The sequence below is a fragment of the Spirosoma arboris genome (assembly GCF_009754945.1).
Classification (GTDB): Bacteria; Bacteroidota; Bacteroidia; order Cytophagales; family Spirosomataceae; genus Spirosoma; species Spirosoma arboris.
This window is the reverse complement of record NZ_WPIN01000019.1, coordinates 1-18,887: the sequence shown is the minus strand read 5'-3', so window position 1 is coordinate 18,887 and position 18,887 is coordinate 1. Positions and strand designations below refer to the sequence as shown.

The window sequence follows — 18,887 nt, the reverse complement described above, 5'->3', positions numbered from 1 at the left end:
TACATATAATGAAGCTTAGAACTCTATCCCTTTCCCTTGCAACCCTATCCCTTTGCGCGGTAGCGTGCCATAAGGATGTACAACCCCGGCCTACGGCTGATTTTACTTACCAGATAATTAGTTCATCCCCATTAGAACAGGTTATACAATTTACTAACACATCTAAAAATGCCGATAGATTTCAGTGGTTAACATCCGACAATAACGCTGTAACTACCACTAACGTAACTGCTCATTACACAGAAAACGGACGTAAAGTCATTTCTCTAACGGCCAAAAATGATGTTGGAGAGGACACTAAAATACAGAATATTGATATTTACGGATTGGCCACTACGGGCGATTTTATCTTTTACACAAACATTGGAGATAAGGGAGATATAAGCGTTTATGTAAACAATGTATTACAAGGAAAGATTAACAAATATTACTCAAGTGGAACTCCGGCTTGTGGTGAACAAGGTTCAGTAACGGTTACTTTGCCGCCAGGTAATTATCCGTTTACGGCGAAGTCTCAAGGCTTATTTCCCTATAATTGGAGCGGGACTCTTACAATTGTTCGTGGCGTATGCCGTAGTACGCAACTGACGAAATAAAGCTTTACTCTTAATCAATACGAAAGCCCGAACAATGGTCGGGCTTTCGTATTGATTAAGAGTATGAAACTGCTATTCTATATTTTCAGCGAGCACTCCCGTGTTTTATAGGTTTATTTAAGCCTGTGGGTAATTTAGTGAATTTAGGTAATTTTAATAATTCCCTTGCATTATTAAACTCATCTCGCGCCGATTTAGCATTTGATAAAGTGTCTCTTGATACGATTTGCATATGAGCGTCGGGAAGTGATGCAATATAATCATCAAAACTTTTAGCATCTACTATGAGATTAATAACGGTGTCTAAGTTTAATTTAAGCACATTAACACAAAAATCAATCCAATCATTTTCCTCTAAATTTCTCTTTTTTGTTACATCACTCAACCTCTTGTCTTCATCTTTAATCAATTCCTCTGACTCTGGCTTAATTGACTTTAATACAGCCTCTAAATATGTTTTTAATGTTTTGTTGACTTCTTGCAATTCTGCAACCTCAGCTGCCAATGTCCTAATCTGGTTCTGCTGTGTTTTTCTATTAAGAAGCTCTCTAAATAAACCTGCCCATTGCTCTCTTAGCCAATTTTCAATTTCATCGAATTTATCAAAATTGTGGATTGGATTATTTCTTGGTTTAACCAAAATTTCCTCTAGGAAATAGAAAATATTAATTGAGTCTACATGTGCATAGTTTATGGCTGTATTGCTTCTATTTTTTAAAAAAGTTTTATATTCTGCATATACATTCGTTTCAATAAGAATGTAGACAGGTATGTCCTTTTTTACAGCTGCCTCATATTCCTTTTTCGTAATACTCTCATATCTATCATAAAATAATTTTTCAGAATTTCCTTGGCTTTTGCTTGTTTCGGAGCCATACCTCCCTCCAATAATAATTACAAATACATCAATATTTTCAATTTCACGATAGCAGGATTCATCAAGTGGTAAATCAAAAGAGTAGGCTATATCTCCTTTTTCAGATAGGATAGCCTCATACCCAAGCCTCTCAATAAAATTGTCTAAAGAATATCTAATATGTCTAAGATCATAATGTGTTGAACTAATGAAAACTCTAGGTTTAGCCATGTTTAAGATACATTATTATTGACACTACCTCGTAAATATACAGATCTTTGCCAATTTTGAAGAGAAGCGATTTTGAAAAGAAAGTTGTAATAATAAGACACTTAGCTAAAGAAAACGCCCGGTCATTAGTCGGGCTTTGTTTTATCCCTCTGAAACAGTAGGTTTACAAGAAGCAGTTATTTTATACCAAACGCTCACTTTAGACTATATCCACTACCCAATATGGCCTCCAAAAAGAAACTTCAAGTCTTTATTTCATCCACATTCACGGACTTACAAGAAGAACGCCAAGCCGCTGTATCAGCTATCCTAACTGCTGGCCATATACCGGCAGGGATGGAATTGTTTACTGCTGGTGATGAATCTCAAATGCAGGTAATAAAGCGTTGGATAGATGAATCGGATGTATACTTACTAATACTAGGTAGTCGATACGGTAGCGTTGAGCCTATCTCTGGTAAGAGTTATACACAATTAGAATATGAGTATGCAATTGAAATTGGCAAACCTTTTTTTGCGGTGGCAATTAAAGAAAGTGCAGAAGAAAAAAGAATAAAAAGAGGAAAAGCATTTATTGAGTTAGAGAATCCTTATCTTTTGAAAGAATTTAGGAAATTGGTAACTTCTAAAATGGTGAGATTTTGGGAAGACTATCGTGATATAAAAATATCAGTTTTAGAAACTATATCAGAATTTAGTAGAAGGGAAGATCTCGTAGGATGGATACCCGGTAATGAATCTACAAATAGTATTATATTAGCAGAAGAAATTGTTAGATTAACAAAAGAAAATACGGATTTAAAGAAAAAAATAAATGAAATACCTTCATATAAGAAGAAAGCTTTTGATCTTACCTTTGAAGAAAGTTACGATTTGTTTAGTAGTTTTAAGGTACACAATATTGCCGAAAACGATGATTTTGAAAATTTATTAATTTCTATTGCCCAAGCATTTGGTGATTCCAAATATAGCTTATTACATTATATTTGGTTTCTTAAAGAATCAAACCCTAATGCAGATATAGAATTGCCTAATAATGATTATGTAAGAAAAATAATTATCCAGCCATTAAAAATGATGTCGTACATTGATGTATTTACTTCTTCAGAGAATCAGCCTAAAATTAAATTTTATTTTTTGTCGCCTTTTAACTCTTTCTTGTTGAAATTAAGGCTGTATAGAAATGTGAACCTAGCTGAAGAGCTTGTAAGACTATATAATAATATATGAATAGAAAACGCCCGGCCAATGGTCGGGCGTTTTGCTTGTTACAACCAATAACTAATTAACCAACTATTGCTTTTGTTTTGCCAACTTATCAAAGTCAACAGGTAAAGAGGATACGGCCCCGGCTACCGTTCCGGCTGCGATGACATACCCGGCTACAGTGGTAATAATGGCAGGTAAGGCAACCGGCGCGGTTACAATCGCTGTAGCTACGCCAGCCAGTGAAAGAACCACCGTTCTAAGGGTTTTAAAGAATTTGGGCGTAGGAGCCGTTAAACGTTCTCCCAGCGTGATACTATTCTGAGTGACCATAACTATAAGGATTTAAGAGATTGCAATGACTAAATCACCGTCACCATTCTTGACGGTGGTTGGCCGCTTTTCAATCAGGAATACGGCGATGCTAGCAACGGCTGACACTACAAAAATTTTAAGCGCACTCTTTTTGGTACCGAATACAAAGGCGAAGAATACAGCCGCCAGCGCAAAATAGACGTACACTTTTTCCGATGTTAGTAAAGCTTTAAGACTGTCGGGTGCCACTAATCCACCGTACAAATAGAAGCGTATATCCGTACCCGAACGGTCATTGGCAGACAACAGGCCATCGGGCAATACAATCGTGTATCCGTCAATGGTTAGGGGTATATAGGCGTTGTGACGGTCGGCGGAGCTGGTTTTCTGAAAGAACGTAAGCGGCTGTTGATCATAGGGGTTTTCGTAGATTTCTACCGGGTGCGAATGGAACCGAATGGGTAAGGCTCCCTGGGCTACAGCATAGCTACTTTCTAACGCACTATTTAAGGGCTTGTACGCCGTTTTACGTTCTGGACTACCCAATTGATTAGGCAGCACCGTAAAGTGGGTGACCACTAAAGAACCGTTCACCGGGAAGGCATATAGAATACCGCCCGTTTCCTCATGTAAGGGGTAAGCTTTTTTCAGGTCGGCCAGTACAGCCGCTTTAATCACGACGTTGACCGGGCTTTTTAGAATCCACTCGTTGCGGCCTTCGGTCGTTACCTCTCTGAAATACCCGGCTTTAATCAGTTCCGCTATCATATTATACCTTACCCGTTAAGCGGCCTACTGCCAATAATCCAAGCAGCAGAAAACCCCACATCAGTTTTTTGGACTTGTAAATGAATAGCCCGACAAGACACAATCCGGCCAAAGCTAGGATTACCCAATCAACCGGCTTTATGTCGGTAGCTGGAGCCTTGTACAGCACTGCCGGGAACACATCGGGCAATTGAGTTGGCCCATATGGATAGCTCTTGGTCAGAAACGAACCTGCCGTTATGCTGTCGGCCCATTGAGTCGCAAACAGGTCTAATGCCGGGCCAAACAAATGATCGTGTTGGGCGAAAATACCAAACCATTCGGGCGTATTCATATCCGGCCCTTTGTAGGCATTCGGATAGGTATTGATAAAGTCTGCAATGCCCTGCGCGGTTGGAATATCGTACAAGCTCCCTTGCACGGGGGTAAGTTGTTCCTGAACCAGTATGACCGACAAATCCGGTTTTTGCCAATGGGAGCGAACGTAATCGAAAAACCGTTTCAGCATGTCGGTATAGGTTGCCCGGTCGGTTCCTCGGTCGTTGTAGCCATGCTCGACTAGAATAGCCCGAACACCTGTTTTGGGTACGTAATTAGTCAGTACGTCTTCGAGCGGGGCAAACGGTTGGCGGCTGCTTGGGTCGGTCGTTCCCGGTGGTAGCTTGGTCCGGTTTGTTACCCCGTTTATCACATCCAGATTCATTTGCAGATTAGAGCCGCCATAGCCACACCCGTAGAACAGAACCGGAACGCCTAACCGCTTAACCAGCAAATCGCCGAGTTGTCCCCAACTATCAGGATCGCCGTGAAATGGCCCGACTTTGCTCACTAATGGCCCAAACTGGTAGTTACGTTGGTCGAGCGAATCAAGGAGGGTAATTACCCGCTCGTCGGTAGCGGGTAGCTGATGACTCTTATCGTGACCGCCTTGGATGAAGCTATGACCGAATAAAACGAACACTTCACCCGCTCCAACTTTGCTCATGGATACGGTGGTATCACCCGCCGAAACGCTCAGCGAATACCAGCCACCCGGCACTACACAACCACCGCCAAAGTTCCCATTCACATCGACCGGCAAGGTCTGAACGATGGGCACCGCGTAAGCCAAATTCTGAACGGCACCCACTTGCAAACGAGTGAAAGTAGCCAATACGTTTTCGATGCCCGGTGCAACGGTTCCGGCTACCGGAATGGTTGCGTAACCATCCGAATTGCGCTGGTAGACGCAACTTGAATAAGGCTGATTAAGGGTTAGGTTAGTTGACATTGGTAAAGGCGTTGGCGAAGAAATACAGAACGGAAGCCAGTAAAAAAGCTAGTACACCGAGTCGTACGGCTGGGTTAGTATCTCTGAAATCGTGCTTTAAGTCCGTATAACCATAGCTACCGACGAAGCCGAAAAGCAGTAAACAGGCTACCCAACACCCTCCAAAAACGGCACTGAGCGAGTAAGCGATTTGCGCTACGGATTTGAGCGCGAAGGAAGTAAACCCCATTTCCAGCCGGGCCGATGTGAAGTCAGCAACGAAGAAGGCAACCAGCGCAAACGCGGCTTTTATAAGCAAGCTGTTTACTTTTCTAAGCGTCTCGTTTTTAGTGAATTGCTCGTTGTTTTCTTCACCCGCCAACGGGACTAAACCCAGTTCGGCGCGTAGTTCATTGGCTAACTCGTCGGCATGATCCGCGAAGCCGTAGAGCTTGCGTTTATCGTCGTCGCTGTTAGCTTTGGCCGCTTGGTTTCGATAGCCAGCCGCTTCGTTTTCGTAGGTCGTAATGAGGCCTAATTTCTGCTGTTTGGCCTGTTCAGCGGCTTGGATCTTATCAGTTTCAAGCTGCGCTAATTGCGCCTTTAACTGGGTTTCCTGATTAGTAAGGTCTTGTAGAGTTGCCATGTTGAAAGAGGAAAAGGGTTAAGGAACGAACCGTTTGATTTGCCGTTTTACATCGCGCATCGTGATTACGCCGTCCCGGTTATCGTCTAAAACTTTATTCCAGTTGTAACGCTGCCTGCCTAAGAGGGTAGGGCTGTTGGCGCTGTAGAGAATGGTACTGTTAGAGCGCCCTAAGAATGCAGGCGCGAACACCACGATATACACGTCGTACACATCAGTCATTCGACCCGCGTAGGGCGTGAAGTATTTTTCGACGTAGGCTACTTGCTCCACCAGCGTCATTGCGGCCAATTTGGTAGGGCTTGTCCCTAACTGTTTGGCCGTGTTGGGAATGAATTGAATAAGGCCAACGGCTCCACTATAGCGGTTCCTAATGTTGGCCCGAAAGGTTCCGGCTGTTTCAAAGCGCATCACCACCATTAACCAATCGGGATGCACGTGCAAGCGTTCGGCGGAGAGGACAACGGCTTCGACAAACGCGGCCCGTTGATCGGCTGGGACTAGCTCGGAATACAGTAAGGTTTTGGGCTTAACTGGCTTAGTGTAAGCAATATTCAGGCTGAATACTGCGAATAGCAGTACTAAAAAAGACTTCATGAAAAGAGGGAAGAAGGTTAAAAAAATGAGGTCGAACGATTGCGCCCGACCTCATTTTTAAGGCGTAGAATAAGAGGGCAATTAGGCCGAAATTGTATCAGCAGGTACGTAGTGTACGGTTTCAATACAGACATTAAGGGGGTATGTCGTATTTGATGCTTTGATGTCTACGTACTCTTTAAATCCTACATCAGCATTTCGAATACGCTCAACATAGCCCACGTTACCAACTGTACTAGTAGGGGCGATGTTTGACAGATAACTACCTGATGCTACAGGCACATCTAACGGAACTTTACCAAAACTAAAATCTACAATTTCCCATTCTGGCAAGTACGAAGTAACTGAAGCTAAACCGCCATTTGCCGCAATTGCTTTGGCAGTATCACGGCCAATTTGTCTACGAATAGATGCTGGGTTCGAACTCGTCATTACAGTGATGTAGGCTTCATCGCCTTCAACTAATGCAGTTTTAGTTGTTGCATCTGTGATCGAGAAAAATTGAAACTGAGAACGTTTTACAGATCCTTTTTTCATAGTGGTAGGAGAAATTTAAGGGGTTAAACTAGTCGTTATTTTCAACCACCAACACGGCAGAAGAACCAAAACTGAAGGCAAAAGACAGGTTATAGGTGCCAGCCGCTAACGCTTTACTAGCCCCCGGTGCAATGCTGTAGAGTGCATTTAACACCGCTTGTTTAGCTTCTTAGGGTATTGGTTGTAGTTCGGGATTTGTCGGATTTAATGCCGTATTGGTGGCATCATCGGTTAGGAAAATGTTTCCTGTTGATGCATTGACGAGCGTGGTTTTATCGCCAACCTTTGCCGTGATGACTTGACTTTCGGAAATTACAGTGAACACTTTAGCCATTTTGTTTAAGGGCGTTTAAGGATAAAAAAGAGAAAGAGAAGAACGGCGATAACAGCCGCAATAGGAACGATTGTACTGGTAGGGGGTAAAAGCGTACCGGCATCATACCCGGCTGGAATGTAGCGTGTTATAACCTGTTTGATTTCGCCTACCGTGATCACCCCGTCCTTATTGGTGTCGAGTGCTGCGTTTGCCGAGTAAGCCGCTGACGGACTGGCGTACACTTTCTGAGCATCAGGACGACCGATGTAAGCAGGGGCAAAAACGGCCAAATACAGGTTGTACAAATCGGTCATTTTGCCCTTGTAGGGAGTCAGGTATTTTTCAACCCAATCCAGTTGGGTAACGGCGTCCATCGCTTTGAGTTGCGCCAGCGTTACCCCACCCAACCCAGAGATACCCGCGTTGGTAAACTGGATTAACCCGTAGGCTTCGGAGCCGGGATTTTTGACCGAGGGGGAAAATGTCCCCGCACTCTCAAACTTGATGACGATCATCAACCAATTGGGGTTTATTCCGAGTCGGTTGGAGATAGCAACGACCTTTGCGATAAACTCCGAACGGTAGGCCGACGGGACTAAACTTTCGTAAGCGAGTGCCATAACTAAGCGATTTTAACGGCACTTTTCAGCACCCAATAAGGAACAGTGTACGTGCCAAAGAAGGCCGATTCTTCGTACTTGACAAAGGTGAGCTTATCCCCTTTGTTGGGTAGGTCAGGCAGTAGCCGTTCAGATACGTATTTGCCTAAAACTTGCCCGGCGCTTGCTTGTCGGCGTTGGCCTAGAATGTTGACGACCACCTCGTAGGGAGAGACATCGGCCCGAATGTTTGAGGTCTGAATAGCGGTTACCGTTTTGCCTACGTTGCTAGTTGGATTGGTGGTTGTGGGGGTAGTAGTCGCATTGGTTTTGTAGACCACATTCCAGAACTGTTGCAGTTGATCTCGGGTAAGTTCTTCCTGCAAATCAGTGGTTAACTCACTACCGTAAAGCACCCGATAGGCATCGGAAACGGCCTTATAATCGGTAATTAAAGCGGCTGTACTCATCACTAAATCAAGGTCAGTCCCATCGACCGACATCATGAGTTTGATACCAGAACGGTTCATCGCATCGCGTAGGGCTTGAGCCATCTGTGTTGTTTTGTCGAGTCCAGCGTTATCGAGATAGGCTTGTTGTTTTGACTTGTTAAAGCCACTGATAAACAGGTAAATAACAAGGACTACAAGGGCAACGGCTAACAGGTTGTTATAACCACCGTCGTTTAATCGGCCTAGTCGATCATTCATTTTTGTAAGGGTTAAGGGGCTAGAAATAGCCTATAAGGGTTACTTAATAAATTGCTTGACAAGCGGCCAAAGCGGGAAGTTTGCAATGGCAGGAAAAGCGGCTTCTAAATCGCTTGGCTTAAATGTACCAGCGTCCATTTTGCGTTTTAGTAGCATGACGTTTGCAACGTTTTCAGGGGTAAACATTTTCTTGGCAGATTCGGGATCGGCTTCAATACCTTCTGAAATTCGTTCGATAATTGCAACGGCTGTAGCAGTATCCTCGGTAGCATTTTCGAGCGCTTTAAACAGTCTGATTAACTGTTCCATTGCATATTCTTTGGTAATCTCAACTGCTTGAATTTCTGTAGTTTCTTGGTTGGTTTTCATGGTCGTTTTGGTTGGGGGTTGGGGTTGTAAGGGGAAGGGAAAGACTAGCTAAATAGCCCTTTCATTTCCTTTCCTGCTTTGGCTACATCTGTGACTTTTCTAGTCATTTCCAGAATATCAGGTATTCCGTCGTCGTCATCATCAGTCAGAAGTCGGTCGATCTTCTTTTTGTAATCCGGCCATTCTTCAAAGAACCGTTCCATCTTATCGACCAAATTTTCGACCTTCAATTTGAATCGTTCTTCATCTCGAATGCGTCGGAGATGTTCGTCAGAGAGACCGCCCGGATTCATGGAATTAGTTGACATTGTCGCTGCTCTAGTAGTACTAATTTGTCCTTTCGTGAATGGGAATTTGAAGGAACCGGAACGGTCGTTCTTGTTAGCAGAACATTCGAGTTTATAGGAACCATTTGGTAGGAACTCGACCGACTTTCTAAGGAGGTCAATACTTGCGTTTATATCTTCCTCCTTCACGTTCATTCCTACTTTGGAATTCCCCGAAAACAACCACCAGAAAGGCGTATCGTTGTGACGTAAAAAGGCTATGGCGTTCTCTAACGTGTCCATATATACGAGGGTTAAAACAGCCCGGCCCTAACCCGCTCTTATTTCATTAGTCAGGGATTACAGAGCCGGGAAACTGTTTATTTCTTCATTTTAGCAACACGGTCTCGAACGGCTTTTTTTGCGTTACGATCTTTCATAATCGCGTCATTTTTAGCCTTTACTTTCTTGTTGCGGGCTTCCCAGTTCTGCAAGGATTTGAGCGAAGCCCCGGCCTTTAAAGCCTTTGGGTATTTCTGCAATTTTGCCATTTTGGTGAGTGAGATATTTAAGGTTTTGAGAACTAAAGCCCGGTCTTACGGTCGTCAATTACCTGCCAGGCTTATCGGGTCGGGGGTTGTTATCGTCGGCGCTTCTTGCCCATTCCTAAGAATGGAGCTATAAAGGGTTTCCAGAGAAGAGCAAGCAAAATCAGGGCAACCAACCACCAATAGTTAGTCAGGAATGTTGTTACCTGCTCCATGAGGGTAGGCGCTGAAAACGTTGTGTCTGTGGTGCCTGCACTGGTTGTACCTGTGCTGGTTGTAGTCGTGCCTGTACTGGTTGTCGTGCTTGTAATAGTGGCTGAACCGGGAATAGTTGTAGCCGTTACCATTGCGGCAACATTGGAATCATAGCCGGAGAAACTTGGCCCTGAGACAGGCTGTTTAAAGGCTGGAATATCACTTACACGCTGGTTATCAGCATATGATCCAAGTGTGTAGATGGATGCGCTAAGACCCAAGTTTGTAGCGTAACCGGGTTGCTTTGCATATAAGCCCGAAACACCATTAGACCACGTCTGACCTTGCAATATGATGTACATACCACCACCCGGAGAGTCATCACGGAACACTGGTCCAATATTGCCAGCGTAGCCAATTTGTGTAATTGCCATTTTGAGAAAAAATTAAGGGTTAAAAAAGAGAAAGTTGACTGTTAGGCGTTGATCGTAATGCTCGCCGTTGGGTTAAGGCCCGACCACCCTTTATAGGGTAAGAAATCAGCTACAAAGGCAAGACCTGTTCCGTAGTTCACGACTGCAAAGCGGGAATCTAAAACCGTTGTAGTACCTGAAATATTCATTGCCGTTATAACCTCGCTATCCAGCGAATCACGAAATGTATCGGCATACACTGAACCGATGCCGATTTCTTTAAGAAAGCGAGGGGGGACAAATTCAACTTTGCCGGATTTGTTCACGACGGCAGCAAATCGTTTGCCGTTTATAAAGACTTCGTAAAACGGACGGTTTACGGCAACTTGTCCAATTTGTGCAATTCTAACGTTTTGCATGTTTGGTAGAAGGGTTAAAAAAGAGGAAGTAAAACAGAATCATTACCAGCAGAAACGTGATAATCAGAACCTTCGGGTCTGTAAAGTCGATATTGAAAACCCGACTGCTTGCGTCAGGTGCTGAACTCGTTGTATCGGTGGAAAGGGTCGAAAGGTCTAAGGAATAGCCAGCCCCGGCAAGGCTATTTGTTTTGATAATCCCATTCTTCGTTAGGATTGTCAGAGCCTTATCGCCGTACTTCAAAATGAAGTCTAACGTATTAGCAAGCTTGGTATTTCCGGTAGCCGTTGCCGTTGCTTTTGCCGTTGTAACGTCAGCCGTCAGTTTAGCGTCAGAGGGCGCGGTTGGGGTCAATCCATAGTCTGACAGATACGACGAAATGTCTGTATCACTTACGCCAGCAAGGGCAATAGACCAAATTGTATTAGCGTCTGGAAACATTAGAGAAGGGTTTTAGTGTCAAGATCAAAACTTTGCTTAACAGGGAATTGAACGCCTTCTGCATAGACTAGCCCGTCTAAAGTCAGATTCACTTTACCCGATTTGAACAGGTTAATAACTGCATTTGCCGCCGTTATCAGATCGAAATAACCGATTGTTACGTGAGCGTAGAAAGTGGTTGAAGCGTTAGCAACAATGGTGACAGGTTGCAGTAATATGGCCTTGCCAAGTGGTTTGCCGTTGGTCAGTACATCAAAGTCAATCGCCTTAATATTGATTTCACCCGACGCAACATTCAGAGAAGTAAGGGGCAAATCGAACGTTAATGCACCACCTTGTAAACTGACATTCTTGGGCAACCCGACCGTAAATTCTAACTGCTTTGCCGTGTTCACCTTGTTCAAAATGTACAGGGCAATTATGACGACTATAGCCAGTATTATAAATCCTTTTTTCATCGCTTCCGGCGTTTTAAGTTGCGTCTGCGAATCCAGACAACTAAGAGAAGTAATAATCCAGCCCCAACGTAGTAGTACCATGTTGGCCAAGCGTTTGCAGCATTACTAGTTGGATCGGTTTGTTCGTATCCATTGAGTTCCTTTACAAGCGCGGCCTTGATAATTGCCAATTGCTGAATATCGTTGGAGTATGTCTGTAGTCTTGTTTGCTGATCGTTAATGGTATCAGCACTAGCACCCATAAAGCCACCCACAAAAAGCGAACTAAGCAATGTCCCGAACACTGGTACCGCAATTGAAAAGGCAGCACCCCAAAGACTTAGAAAAACATCCCCTGCACCTGTTGCGCCTAACTCTTTCAGACTACTGATTATAATGTCTGCACGTGCCTTAATAAAGTCGGCGCGGTTTTCAATTGCCTGTAGGCGTTCATTAATCCATGCTACACGTTCGGCCTGTGTTGTTCCAGAATAGGCCACTTTAACGGCTGCTACCGTTGAAACGGAATCAGCATTAAACTGAATTACCTTATTCGCTCTGTCTTGCAGGTCTGGGTTGTGACTGAGAAAGTTTTCTATTTCCTCATTCGTAGGGTTGTGGCTCCCCCAATAACCATACATGTTCCGCTTTATTTGGGCAATGTCAAACGTTTCTGCATAGCCCTGATACTGTGTGTTCTTGTCTGCCATTACATAGCCGTATCGTTTTGCTCGTGATTAACGATACAAGAATAGTTAGCATTTTAGTATGTGTTTAGGTTTGCGTAACTTAACGCACGAAAACGATGATTAACTGAGGATAATCGAGGTAAACAGGGCTATTACAAGGGCTTAACTATATTTTAACCGATGCAAACGGCGCGTATTGGGGTCTATTCTAAAACTGATTTTTGCATGGCTTACGGGGTCACAATGCCAACTTTTGAGAAGTGGATTAGTGACATTGCAAAGGAGATAGGATGGATAAAAGGCCAGCGTCAGAAATTCCCGCCGAAAGTTGTTATTAAGGTGTTTGAGCACTTAGGGGAGCCTATATGAAGCCGAGTCAATTATTAGTCGAGCTTTTAGATTGTAAAAGCTATTAAAGCGAAATTATTTCGATGATTAATTGACTAACTAAAAACTTTTGTATAAATCATGTTTAAGGATATTAGTTATTTTATTTTTATACTTTAAATGATTTACCAATTAAATAATTCATCACTTGAATTGTTGATTTTTCTTTTTTCTATTTCTTCTAATTTTTCTAAAGCACTATCATAATTAAATGTAACCCCATATAATAACAAATCATTTATAAAATCAAATAAAATAGGATTATTTGATATCCAATCTGATTTGCTGACTCCATACATTTTGCCTTGTTGAAGATATTGATGTGGTATATCAATTGTAAAATTATTAGATTCAACAAATTTTAAAATATCTGGATATCGTTTTGCTATTAACTTTTGTATAAATAGTGGATGCTCATATTTAATTAAATAATAAACTACTAATATAATTTTGGGATTATTGGAAAAATAAAGCTCATTGTGTAATTCATCGCTATTGTAATATATAGATTCCCGTGCATCTGTTGAGATTAAATCATCATCAAAATCATCATCAAAATCATTACCATAATAATTAACATGACCTTGATAGCTTGATAAACCTTTTAATTGATTTCTATATTTTCGATTAAATATATTTCCATTAGAACCATAACGCCTTAAGACTTCATAGTCTATTTCTTCTGTTACTAATATATAAGCTTTTTTTTGAAAAGTATTTGTTATTCTTTTTTTTGTCAAATCAATAGGCATTGATGAATAATCTATTTTAGATTGATCAGCATATTCTTTAAAATCTTTTAATATCCAATATAAGAACGTATTTTCAAAAACTTGGGAATCTAATTCATAAAATAATTCTAAAAGATTGCTAAACCTTTGAGGATTATTCATAGAATGCAATTTTATTAATATTTTTTCTTGGTGTTCTTTGGTATCTAAGCATATAAATTTTGCAGCAAAATAATCCTGTAATGATTTATGAGACCACATTATGTAGCTTCCTTCTCTTTTAAATAATGGTACTGGTTCAAGTATGTCTCTAATAAAGTCACTGGAATTAAATGATAAAACAGGAACATATTTCTTTACTTTATCAATTATAGTAGTAAAACTATCTATTGTATATTCTACTTTATTTTCGATTGCGGTAAAATAACCCACATGCCGTAGAACACGATCAAAATCATCAAAATGAAGGTTTGAATTTTTTTCTCTCCTAAGATATCCTTCTTTTGATAAATCGTGAGCTTCAAAGAGTGCTTCAAATATCTGCCTATAGAATTGAGTCTTTTTTAGAGGTATATCTTTTTTGTAATCATACGCTTTAAATAGAAGAGAAACGAGCAATGGATTTTCAAGATACTCATTGATTGATTCCTCTTCATTTATTTTTATCTCGTTTATAAGCCTATCAGCAATAGGATTATGACTGTATATGTCATATCTTTTTATTAGATTATATGCACTTTTTTTTTCTAAAGGAACTATATTAAATTTTTGAAAAGCACCAAAAGAAGCTAATGATACTTCTGGGCGTGACGTAATGATGAAAAAATTTTCCGGCGAACTTTCAATAAAATCTTGGATATTTTTTTTGACAAATATTCTATCAATAAGAGGTATTTCATCATAGCCATCGAAGAAAAATGTGAAGCCACCTTCGTTTAATAAATTTATAATAGTTTCCTTGTTGAACTCTGAACCAGGTATAGATAGCTGACATTTAATTTCTTCTAAAATAGGGTTTGTCCTATTTATATGCCTGAGTTCTATTAAAATTGGAATACCACATTTCTTTTTAATGCATAGTTTAAATAACTTTTTTGTTAAAGTAGATTTTCCCATTCCCGCCGTATCTTCGATAATAATTCTATAATATTTAGCAAAAAAAGTAGACGGTTCAAAGTTGTCATCTATTTTTTTACTAATTGACTCTCTATTGTTAGAAATTAAGGTAAGAGGTTCATATAGTAAATCGAATTGTGTTTGCTTATTAGGAAAAGCCAAGGTATCTATAGTCAGGAATTTAATATATCTTCTAGTTAAATATGTTTCAAAATTTTTTTCATATATAGTACTTTCTATATGATTAGTTTGATACCTGCTAAATATAGCTAAGATCTTAGGAGTTACTAAGTCTTTTATTATTGGCAAAATAAGATTAGCGGCAAGCAGTTCTTGTTCTTTACTGATTTCCATGTTTAATAAATTTATTTAATTCCTCTTGAGATAGGATAATAGTAGAATCGTTACAAATCTCATTTGTAACGATTCATTAAATATGTCACTATGGTTGCTTATTTTATAAGTAATGATAATATAAATAAAGCAAAATTTGCTAAAAGCCTACCTGATTCTTACTGAAAGCCAGCCAAAAGCCTTCCTAAAGCCTTCCTAAAGCCATAGAAGGCACTATAGGCGGGCTAGTAGAAAATCGTTTAAATCGTTGTAATCTGCATATAGATTAGACCTATCTATCGTCTTAATGCCTGCTATACCCATATCAACTACGGCTTTCTTACCTGCCCGATCATTATCTAAGTAACAGTTTACCGATTCGTAATTGGAAAGAACTGGTAAAGCCGATTTAAGATTGGTTACTGAGTTTAATATTATAGTTGTCGCTGCCGGGCCGTGCTTTTTATAAAGTGTAAGGGCAGAAAGGAAATTAATAAACCCCTCAAATAAATTTAGTGTAGTTGTATTTTCTACGTGAATAGTTGTGATGTCCGTTTTTCCAATCCACGTTTTAAATGCTTCGTTTCTTATTGCCCACGTTCCTGAATTGGTACGAAAGCCTATACCGAAAAAAGGTTTATCTTTTCTAGTATAATGAATTTGCCTTACCCACGGATTGGCATAGGCAAAAGGAATACCTCGTTTTTCTTCAAGATACTTTATTAATGCAGGATGTTGTAATGTTCGATTTGCAGTAATACGAAACGTTGTATCTAAAGCCTTATCTGATGCAATGCTATAAGGAGACATTACAATCGGCTCGTTAATGCCTACAAACGCCTGTAAGCGTCTTACGGCTTCAAAAAAACTAATCTTTTCAAGTTTCTGGACTAATCGGATAATATCGCCCTTTTCGCCCGTACTGGAATCATTAAAAACATTATCGCGATAGTTTACAAAAAACGACGGTGTACGCTCACCAGATAGGGGAGAGCAATAAGCATATTCTTTTTTGTCTGCGAGTTGGTGAGCAGGTAGAATGCCCTTTGATTGTAGATAGGAAGTAATCGACACATTTTTAACCTTTTCAATTGTTTCCAGTGGGATCATTTAGGTAAAATCTGTGCTTTTTCTTTAGCGGCTAAATACAATTCTTTAAAGCCGCTAAAGAAAAAGCGAGTTAGGAATAAAAAAAGATTTCCAAAAAGTATGGTACTACAGTTACTACTTACTATATTTCTTTGTAATGTGCTGATTTTGTGTCGGTTATGTGCTAATTTTTTTAAAATCATACTTACTACACTTACTATAGAATCTTTTAAAATGTAGTAAGAAATAGTAGGTTAGATAGTAAGAGAATTAAGATATACTTACTACAGTTAAAGCCCTGTTAAATAGCTTAGTATGTAGTAAGTAGTAAGTGTAGTAAGACGATTTTGAGAAATGAGTGTTTTTTTACATTGGGGTATCTGACAGTACCACAGGAGACCCGGCAACGTTTAATAAGTTCTCTTTTACGTAGTAGCCCCAAACTGAGTATTGTCCAATACTTACCTGAACTTTGTCTACGCCGATTTTCCGCATTGCACGGCCAATATTTTCACTTGTAAGCCGAATTGTATTATTAGATAGCTGTGTAAGCCGTTCGGCCATTTTGTAGGGCTGTAAATGCGTACCGCCTTGTTCTTTAGTACAGGGGGTATAATATTGAAGTATCATTTGATACTCTACTGAGTCACGTCCGTATCTAGCGTTGTTACTTTCGCTATGTGCAATATCATCTTTTGATAATTGTACAGGAAAACCCTCTTTAAATAAATAATAGGCTTGCGCCCAAACTTTATTCATATCAACCTTATGATAGCCGTTTGGCCCTCCATTATCGTGATTAATAGAAATGACTTCGAAAACTATCCAGCGAACGTTCCCGGTTTCATCAACTAAAAATTCACGTTGATTTGTTGAGCCAACAAATGAAGCTCTACGAGACATTATAGAATCCTTTTTATCGTAGGGCAATCGTAATTTAATTTGTGACTCAGAAAAGAACGCCTTGGCCCGGTTTACATCTTGCTTACTTAGTCCAGCTAATTCATCTAGGTTAATCATAAAATTAGCCGCCAAAGAAATTTTAGAATCTTTACCCTCAAAATCAATATTCTTTTTTGAGTATTCTGCAAGCGGAGTTCCTTGTAGTAGGTATTCGAAAAAATACGTTTTTCCGTCGTTTTGATTTGAGAAGAACGTAAAACAGTGTTTGTTAAATGCAATTGCATTTATTCCCTGAGCAACCATTCTAACCAGCTTTTTTCGAAACATCCTAACGTAAAATTCCTGATCGGTTGTTTTTACGTACCCGGCTAGTTCTCCTATATAGTCTTGGCTATGGTCAGGTTCAGGTAAACTCTCGAAATAAGCCGCAATTGGGTCGTAACGCTTTACGAATGAGGATTTTAATAAAGCTGCTAACTGCTTGTCGAAACCTGTAAACCCCTCTTTCAGAAGTTCTACTTCTAAATCAGCGGGGTTTAGTGTTGTCCAATCAGTTCCTTTTTTGTCTTTGTACTCTAAGTCGATGGAGACTGTATTAAATCGAAAATCATATTTCTTTTCTAGGTAGCTCATAATCAATAAAAATTTAATTGGTTTATCGCCAGCTTTTGACATTTTATAAAAGGTAAAGAGTGGGTATTATTCAAATTCAACACAATCAATTTCTTCGTTCTCGTAGGTGAATAGCCACTTTCTCATTTTGAATTTTCGTTTTTAGATTCTTCTACTTCATATATAGCTCCCTCAAAATTTGGCATGTGTTCATAACATTTGGTGTACCATGCTTTAAAATCTCTTAAGGCTAATTCTTCACTTTCGGCCTGTATATAATCAAACTCAAATGGCGTTTTGTCACCATCATACCAGACGGTACAGTAGTAGGTTTTCATTTCGTTAAAGGATTTAGAATTTTAGCGCTTAGAATTTCTTCGGCTAACGCAACAATGATAAAAGGAGCTTTACCAATGCTTTCGGCATACTGCCAAACGTCCCGGAATGACCGCCAGTAGTTTGCATTATCATTCTCACCTGCTTCTAATAGGGCCGATTGATAGGCTAGCTGCTTGCTTCTTTTAGCATCACTATAGGCACGGCCTAAGTTGTTGAGGAGCTTTCTTTTCTTCTGGGTGGGTTGTGTTGCAGTTCGGTGCATAAAAAAAGTTGCGATACGGTTAAACTTTGCTTTATTTTTACATCTAAACGGTAACGATTTACGTTTAAACGTGACAACATTAGCATTATGCCAATCAAAAAGAAAGTTTTTTCTTAATAAAAATTCCAACTATGGAGCACCAAGGAGAGAGACTAAAACAACTCACAAAAGCTAAAGGGTTTAACATGAGTCAATTAGCTGGAATGTTTGGAGTAACAAGAACAGCCGTTGAGAACCATTTTAAACGCGAGCAACTTACGAGAAAGGTTGTAAGTAGGTATGCGGAAAAGTTGGGTTTTTCCTTAGATGATTTTTTTGAGGAAATAAATTTGAAGAGTGTCCAGCAAGACAAAAAAATAGAGAGGCAGATAAATCTTAATGGAGAAACGGTACCTGCTGAAATTCATTTAGAGTTACAACGCAAGTACTTTGACTTACAGGAAAGATATGATAATCTAGTCTTACGTTTTTTTCCGAACGCGGTTCAACAGGATTCAATTACAGCGTAAATGAGCCTATTGGTAAACCTGCTAAAAAGTAGTGTTTATTCGTCAGAAATGACGAGCCGCCAAACTGTTGGGAATAGAGCAAAATCCGATATTCTCCACTCTATAGTAGATTTCTAATATCAAAAGCCGTTTCCTATAAGGAAACGGCTTTTCTTTTTGTAATAATTAGTGTTTAGTTATACTAATTCAGCTAGGTAATTTA

27 protein-coding genes are annotated in these 18,887 nt (G+C 40.1%); 3 read left to right on the top strand and 24 right to left on the bottom strand.

The genetic code is table 11. The annotated features are described in order from the left end of the window. Nucleotides 1-8 precede the first annotated feature (8 nt). Nucleotides 9-596, top strand: coding sequence for a PKD domain-containing protein (locus GO755_RS32945; protein ID WP_157589704.1), 588 nt, complete (start codon nt 9-11; stop codon nt 594-596). An 85-nt stretch (nt 597-681) separates the two neighbouring features. Here the strand turns inward: GO755_RS32945 and GO755_RS32940 are convergent, their stop codons facing one another. Continuing rightward, on the bottom strand, nt 682-1,683 hold the full coding sequence (locus GO755_RS32940) for a DUF4062 domain-containing protein (RefSeq protein WP_157589703.1): 1,002 nt from the start codon (nt 1,681-1,683) through the stop codon (nt 682-684). A 222-nt stretch (nt 1,684-1,905) separates the two neighbouring features. Here GO755_RS32940 and GO755_RS32935 point away from each other — a divergent pair, with 222 nt between their 5' ends. Then, a complete protein-coding gene (locus tag GO755_RS32935) occupies nt 1,906-2,913 on the top strand; it encodes a DUF4062 domain-containing protein (protein WP_157589702.1) in 1,008 nt (335 codons plus the stop codon). 63 nt (nt 2,914-2,976) lie between these two features. Here the strand turns inward: GO755_RS32935 and GO755_RS32930 are convergent, their stop codons facing one another. From GO755_RS32930 to GO755_RS32825, 23 genes are all read right to left on the bottom strand, one after another. Beyond that, entirely contained in the window at nt 2,977-3,222 is a 246-nt protein-coding gene (locus GO755_RS32930) for a hypothetical protein (protein ID WP_157589701.1), read from the bottom strand. Nucleotides 3,223-3,234: 12 nt separating this feature from the next. Then, nucleotides 3,235-3,972 carry a hypothetical protein gene (locus GO755_RS32925; protein ID WP_157589700.1) on the bottom strand — a complete coding sequence of 246 codons (738 nt, stop codon included), beginning with the start codon at nt 3,970-3,972 and terminating at the stop codon, nt 3,235-3,237. A gap of 1 nt (nt 3,973) precedes the next feature. Then, nucleotides 3,974-5,242 (bottom strand): hypothetical protein, encoded by a 1,269-nt coding sequence (locus GO755_RS32920; RefSeq protein WP_157589699.1) that lies wholly within the window; start codon nt 5,240-5,242, stop codon nt 3,974-3,976. Further along, a complete protein-coding gene (locus GO755_RS32915; protein ID WP_157589698.1) occupies nt 5,232-5,867 on the bottom strand; it encodes a hypothetical protein in 636 nt (211 codons plus the stop codon). Before GO755_RS32915 ends, GO755_RS32920 begins: the two co-directional genes overlap by 11 nt. 18 nt (nt 5,868-5,885) lie before the next feature. Continuing rightward, nucleotides 5,886-6,464 carry a lysozyme family protein gene (locus tag GO755_RS32910; protein ID WP_157589697.1) on the bottom strand — a complete coding sequence of 193 codons (579 nt, stop codon included), beginning with the start codon at nt 6,462-6,464 and terminating at the stop codon, nt 5,886-5,888. Between the two features lie 81 nt (nt 6,465-6,545). Beyond that, the gene (locus GO755_RS32905; protein ID WP_157589696.1) at nt 6,546-7,001 is read right to left on the bottom strand and encodes a hypothetical protein; all 456 of its coding nucleotides are present in this window, start codon (nt 6,999-7,001) and stop codon (nt 6,546-6,548) included. A gap of 28 nt (nt 7,002-7,029) precedes the next feature. Then, nucleotides 7,030-7,155, bottom strand: a complete 126-nt coding sequence (locus GO755_RS41920) for a hypothetical protein (RefSeq protein ID WP_262887037.1) — start codon at nt 7,153-7,155, stop codon at nt 7,030-7,032. Nucleotides 7,156-7,170: 15 nt separating this feature from the next. Then, entirely contained in the window at nt 7,171-7,335 is a 165-nt protein-coding gene (locus GO755_RS32900; RefSeq protein ID WP_157589695.1) for a hypothetical protein, read from the bottom strand. A gap of 5 nt (nt 7,336-7,340) precedes the next feature. Then, nucleotides 7,341-7,937: a hypothetical protein gene (locus GO755_RS32895; RefSeq protein ID WP_157589694.1), complete on the bottom strand. Its 597-nt coding sequence runs from the start codon at nt 7,935-7,937 to the stop codon at nt 7,341-7,343. A 2-nt stretch (nt 7,938-7,939) separates the two neighbouring features. Further along, on the bottom strand, nt 7,940-8,626 hold the full coding sequence (locus GO755_RS32890; protein ID WP_157589693.1) for a hypothetical protein: 687 nt from the start codon (nt 8,624-8,626) through the stop codon (nt 7,940-7,942). Between the two features lie 39 nt (nt 8,627-8,665). Beyond that, the gene (locus tag GO755_RS32885; RefSeq protein ID WP_157589692.1) at nt 8,666-8,995 is read right to left on the bottom strand and encodes a hypothetical protein; all 330 of its coding nucleotides are present in this window, start codon (nt 8,993-8,995) and stop codon (nt 8,666-8,668) included. 44 nt (nt 8,996-9,039) lie between these two features. Continuing rightward, a complete protein-coding gene (locus GO755_RS32880; protein ID WP_157589691.1) occupies nt 9,040-9,564 on the bottom strand; it encodes a hypothetical protein in 525 nt (174 codons plus the stop codon). 77 nt (nt 9,565-9,641) lie between these two features. Then, nucleotides 9,642-9,812 carry a hypothetical protein gene (locus GO755_RS32875; RefSeq protein WP_157589690.1) on the bottom strand — a complete coding sequence of 57 codons (171 nt, stop codon included), beginning with the start codon at nt 9,810-9,812 and terminating at the stop codon, nt 9,642-9,644. Nucleotides 9,813-9,901: 89 nt separating this feature from the next. Then, nucleotides 9,902-10,438, bottom strand: coding sequence for a hypothetical protein (locus GO755_RS32870; RefSeq protein ID WP_157589689.1), 537 nt, complete (start codon nt 10,436-10,438; stop codon nt 9,902-9,904). Nucleotides 10,439-10,479: 41 nt separating this feature from the next. Further along, nucleotides 10,480-10,836 (bottom strand): hypothetical protein, encoded by a 357-nt coding sequence (locus tag GO755_RS32865; protein ID WP_157589688.1) that lies wholly within the window; start codon nt 10,834-10,836, stop codon nt 10,480-10,482. Then, nucleotides 10,823-11,278, bottom strand: coding sequence for a hypothetical protein (locus tag GO755_RS32860; RefSeq protein ID WP_157589687.1), 456 nt, complete (start codon nt 11,276-11,278; stop codon nt 10,823-10,825). Before GO755_RS32860 ends, GO755_RS32865 begins: the two co-directional genes overlap by 14 nt. After that, entirely contained in the window at nt 11,278-11,736 is a 459-nt protein-coding gene (locus GO755_RS32855; protein ID WP_157589686.1) for an NDR1/HIN1-like protein, read from the bottom strand. The genes GO755_RS32860 and GO755_RS32855 overlap by 1 nt, the downstream gene beginning before the upstream one ends. Next, a complete protein-coding gene (locus GO755_RS32850; RefSeq protein WP_157589685.1) occupies nt 11,733-12,425 on the bottom strand; it encodes a hypothetical protein in 693 nt (230 codons plus the stop codon). The genes GO755_RS32855 and GO755_RS32850 overlap by 4 nt, the downstream gene beginning before the upstream one ends. A 491-nt stretch (nt 12,426-12,916) precedes the next feature. Next, complete coding sequence (locus GO755_RS32845) at nt 12,917-14,992, bottom strand: NACHT domain-containing protein (RefSeq protein WP_157589684.1); 2,076 nt, start codon at nt 14,990-14,992, stop codon at nt 12,917-12,919. Nucleotides 14,993-15,205: 213 nt separating this feature from the next. After that, a complete protein-coding gene (locus GO755_RS32840; RefSeq protein WP_157589683.1) occupies nt 15,206-16,081 on the bottom strand; it encodes a CHC2 zinc finger domain-containing protein in 876 nt (291 codons plus the stop codon). 345 nt (nt 16,082-16,426) lie between these two features. Continuing rightward, nucleotides 16,427-17,638, bottom strand: a complete 1,212-nt coding sequence (locus GO755_RS32835) for a VapE domain-containing protein (RefSeq protein WP_157589682.1) — start codon at nt 17,636-17,638, stop codon at nt 16,427-16,429. Nucleotides 17,639-17,718: 80 nt separating this feature from the next. Then, the gene (locus GO755_RS32830; RefSeq protein WP_157589681.1) at nt 17,719-17,913 is read right to left on the bottom strand and encodes a hypothetical protein; all 195 of its coding nucleotides are present in this window, start codon (nt 17,911-17,913) and stop codon (nt 17,719-17,721) included. Then, nucleotides 17,910-18,176 (bottom strand): hypothetical protein, encoded by a 267-nt coding sequence (locus tag GO755_RS32825; protein WP_157589680.1) that lies wholly within the window; start codon nt 18,174-18,176, stop codon nt 17,910-17,912. Before GO755_RS32825 ends, GO755_RS32830 begins: the two co-directional genes overlap by 4 nt. A gap of 131 nt (nt 18,177-18,307) precedes the next feature. On the opposite strand from GO755_RS32825, the gene GO755_RS32820 reads away from it, so the two are divergent. After that, the gene (locus GO755_RS32820; RefSeq protein WP_157589679.1) at nt 18,308-18,685 is read left to right on the top strand and encodes a helix-turn-helix domain-containing protein; all 378 of its coding nucleotides are present in this window, start codon (nt 18,308-18,310) and stop codon (nt 18,683-18,685) included. Nucleotides 18,686-18,887 lie beyond the last annotated feature (202 nt).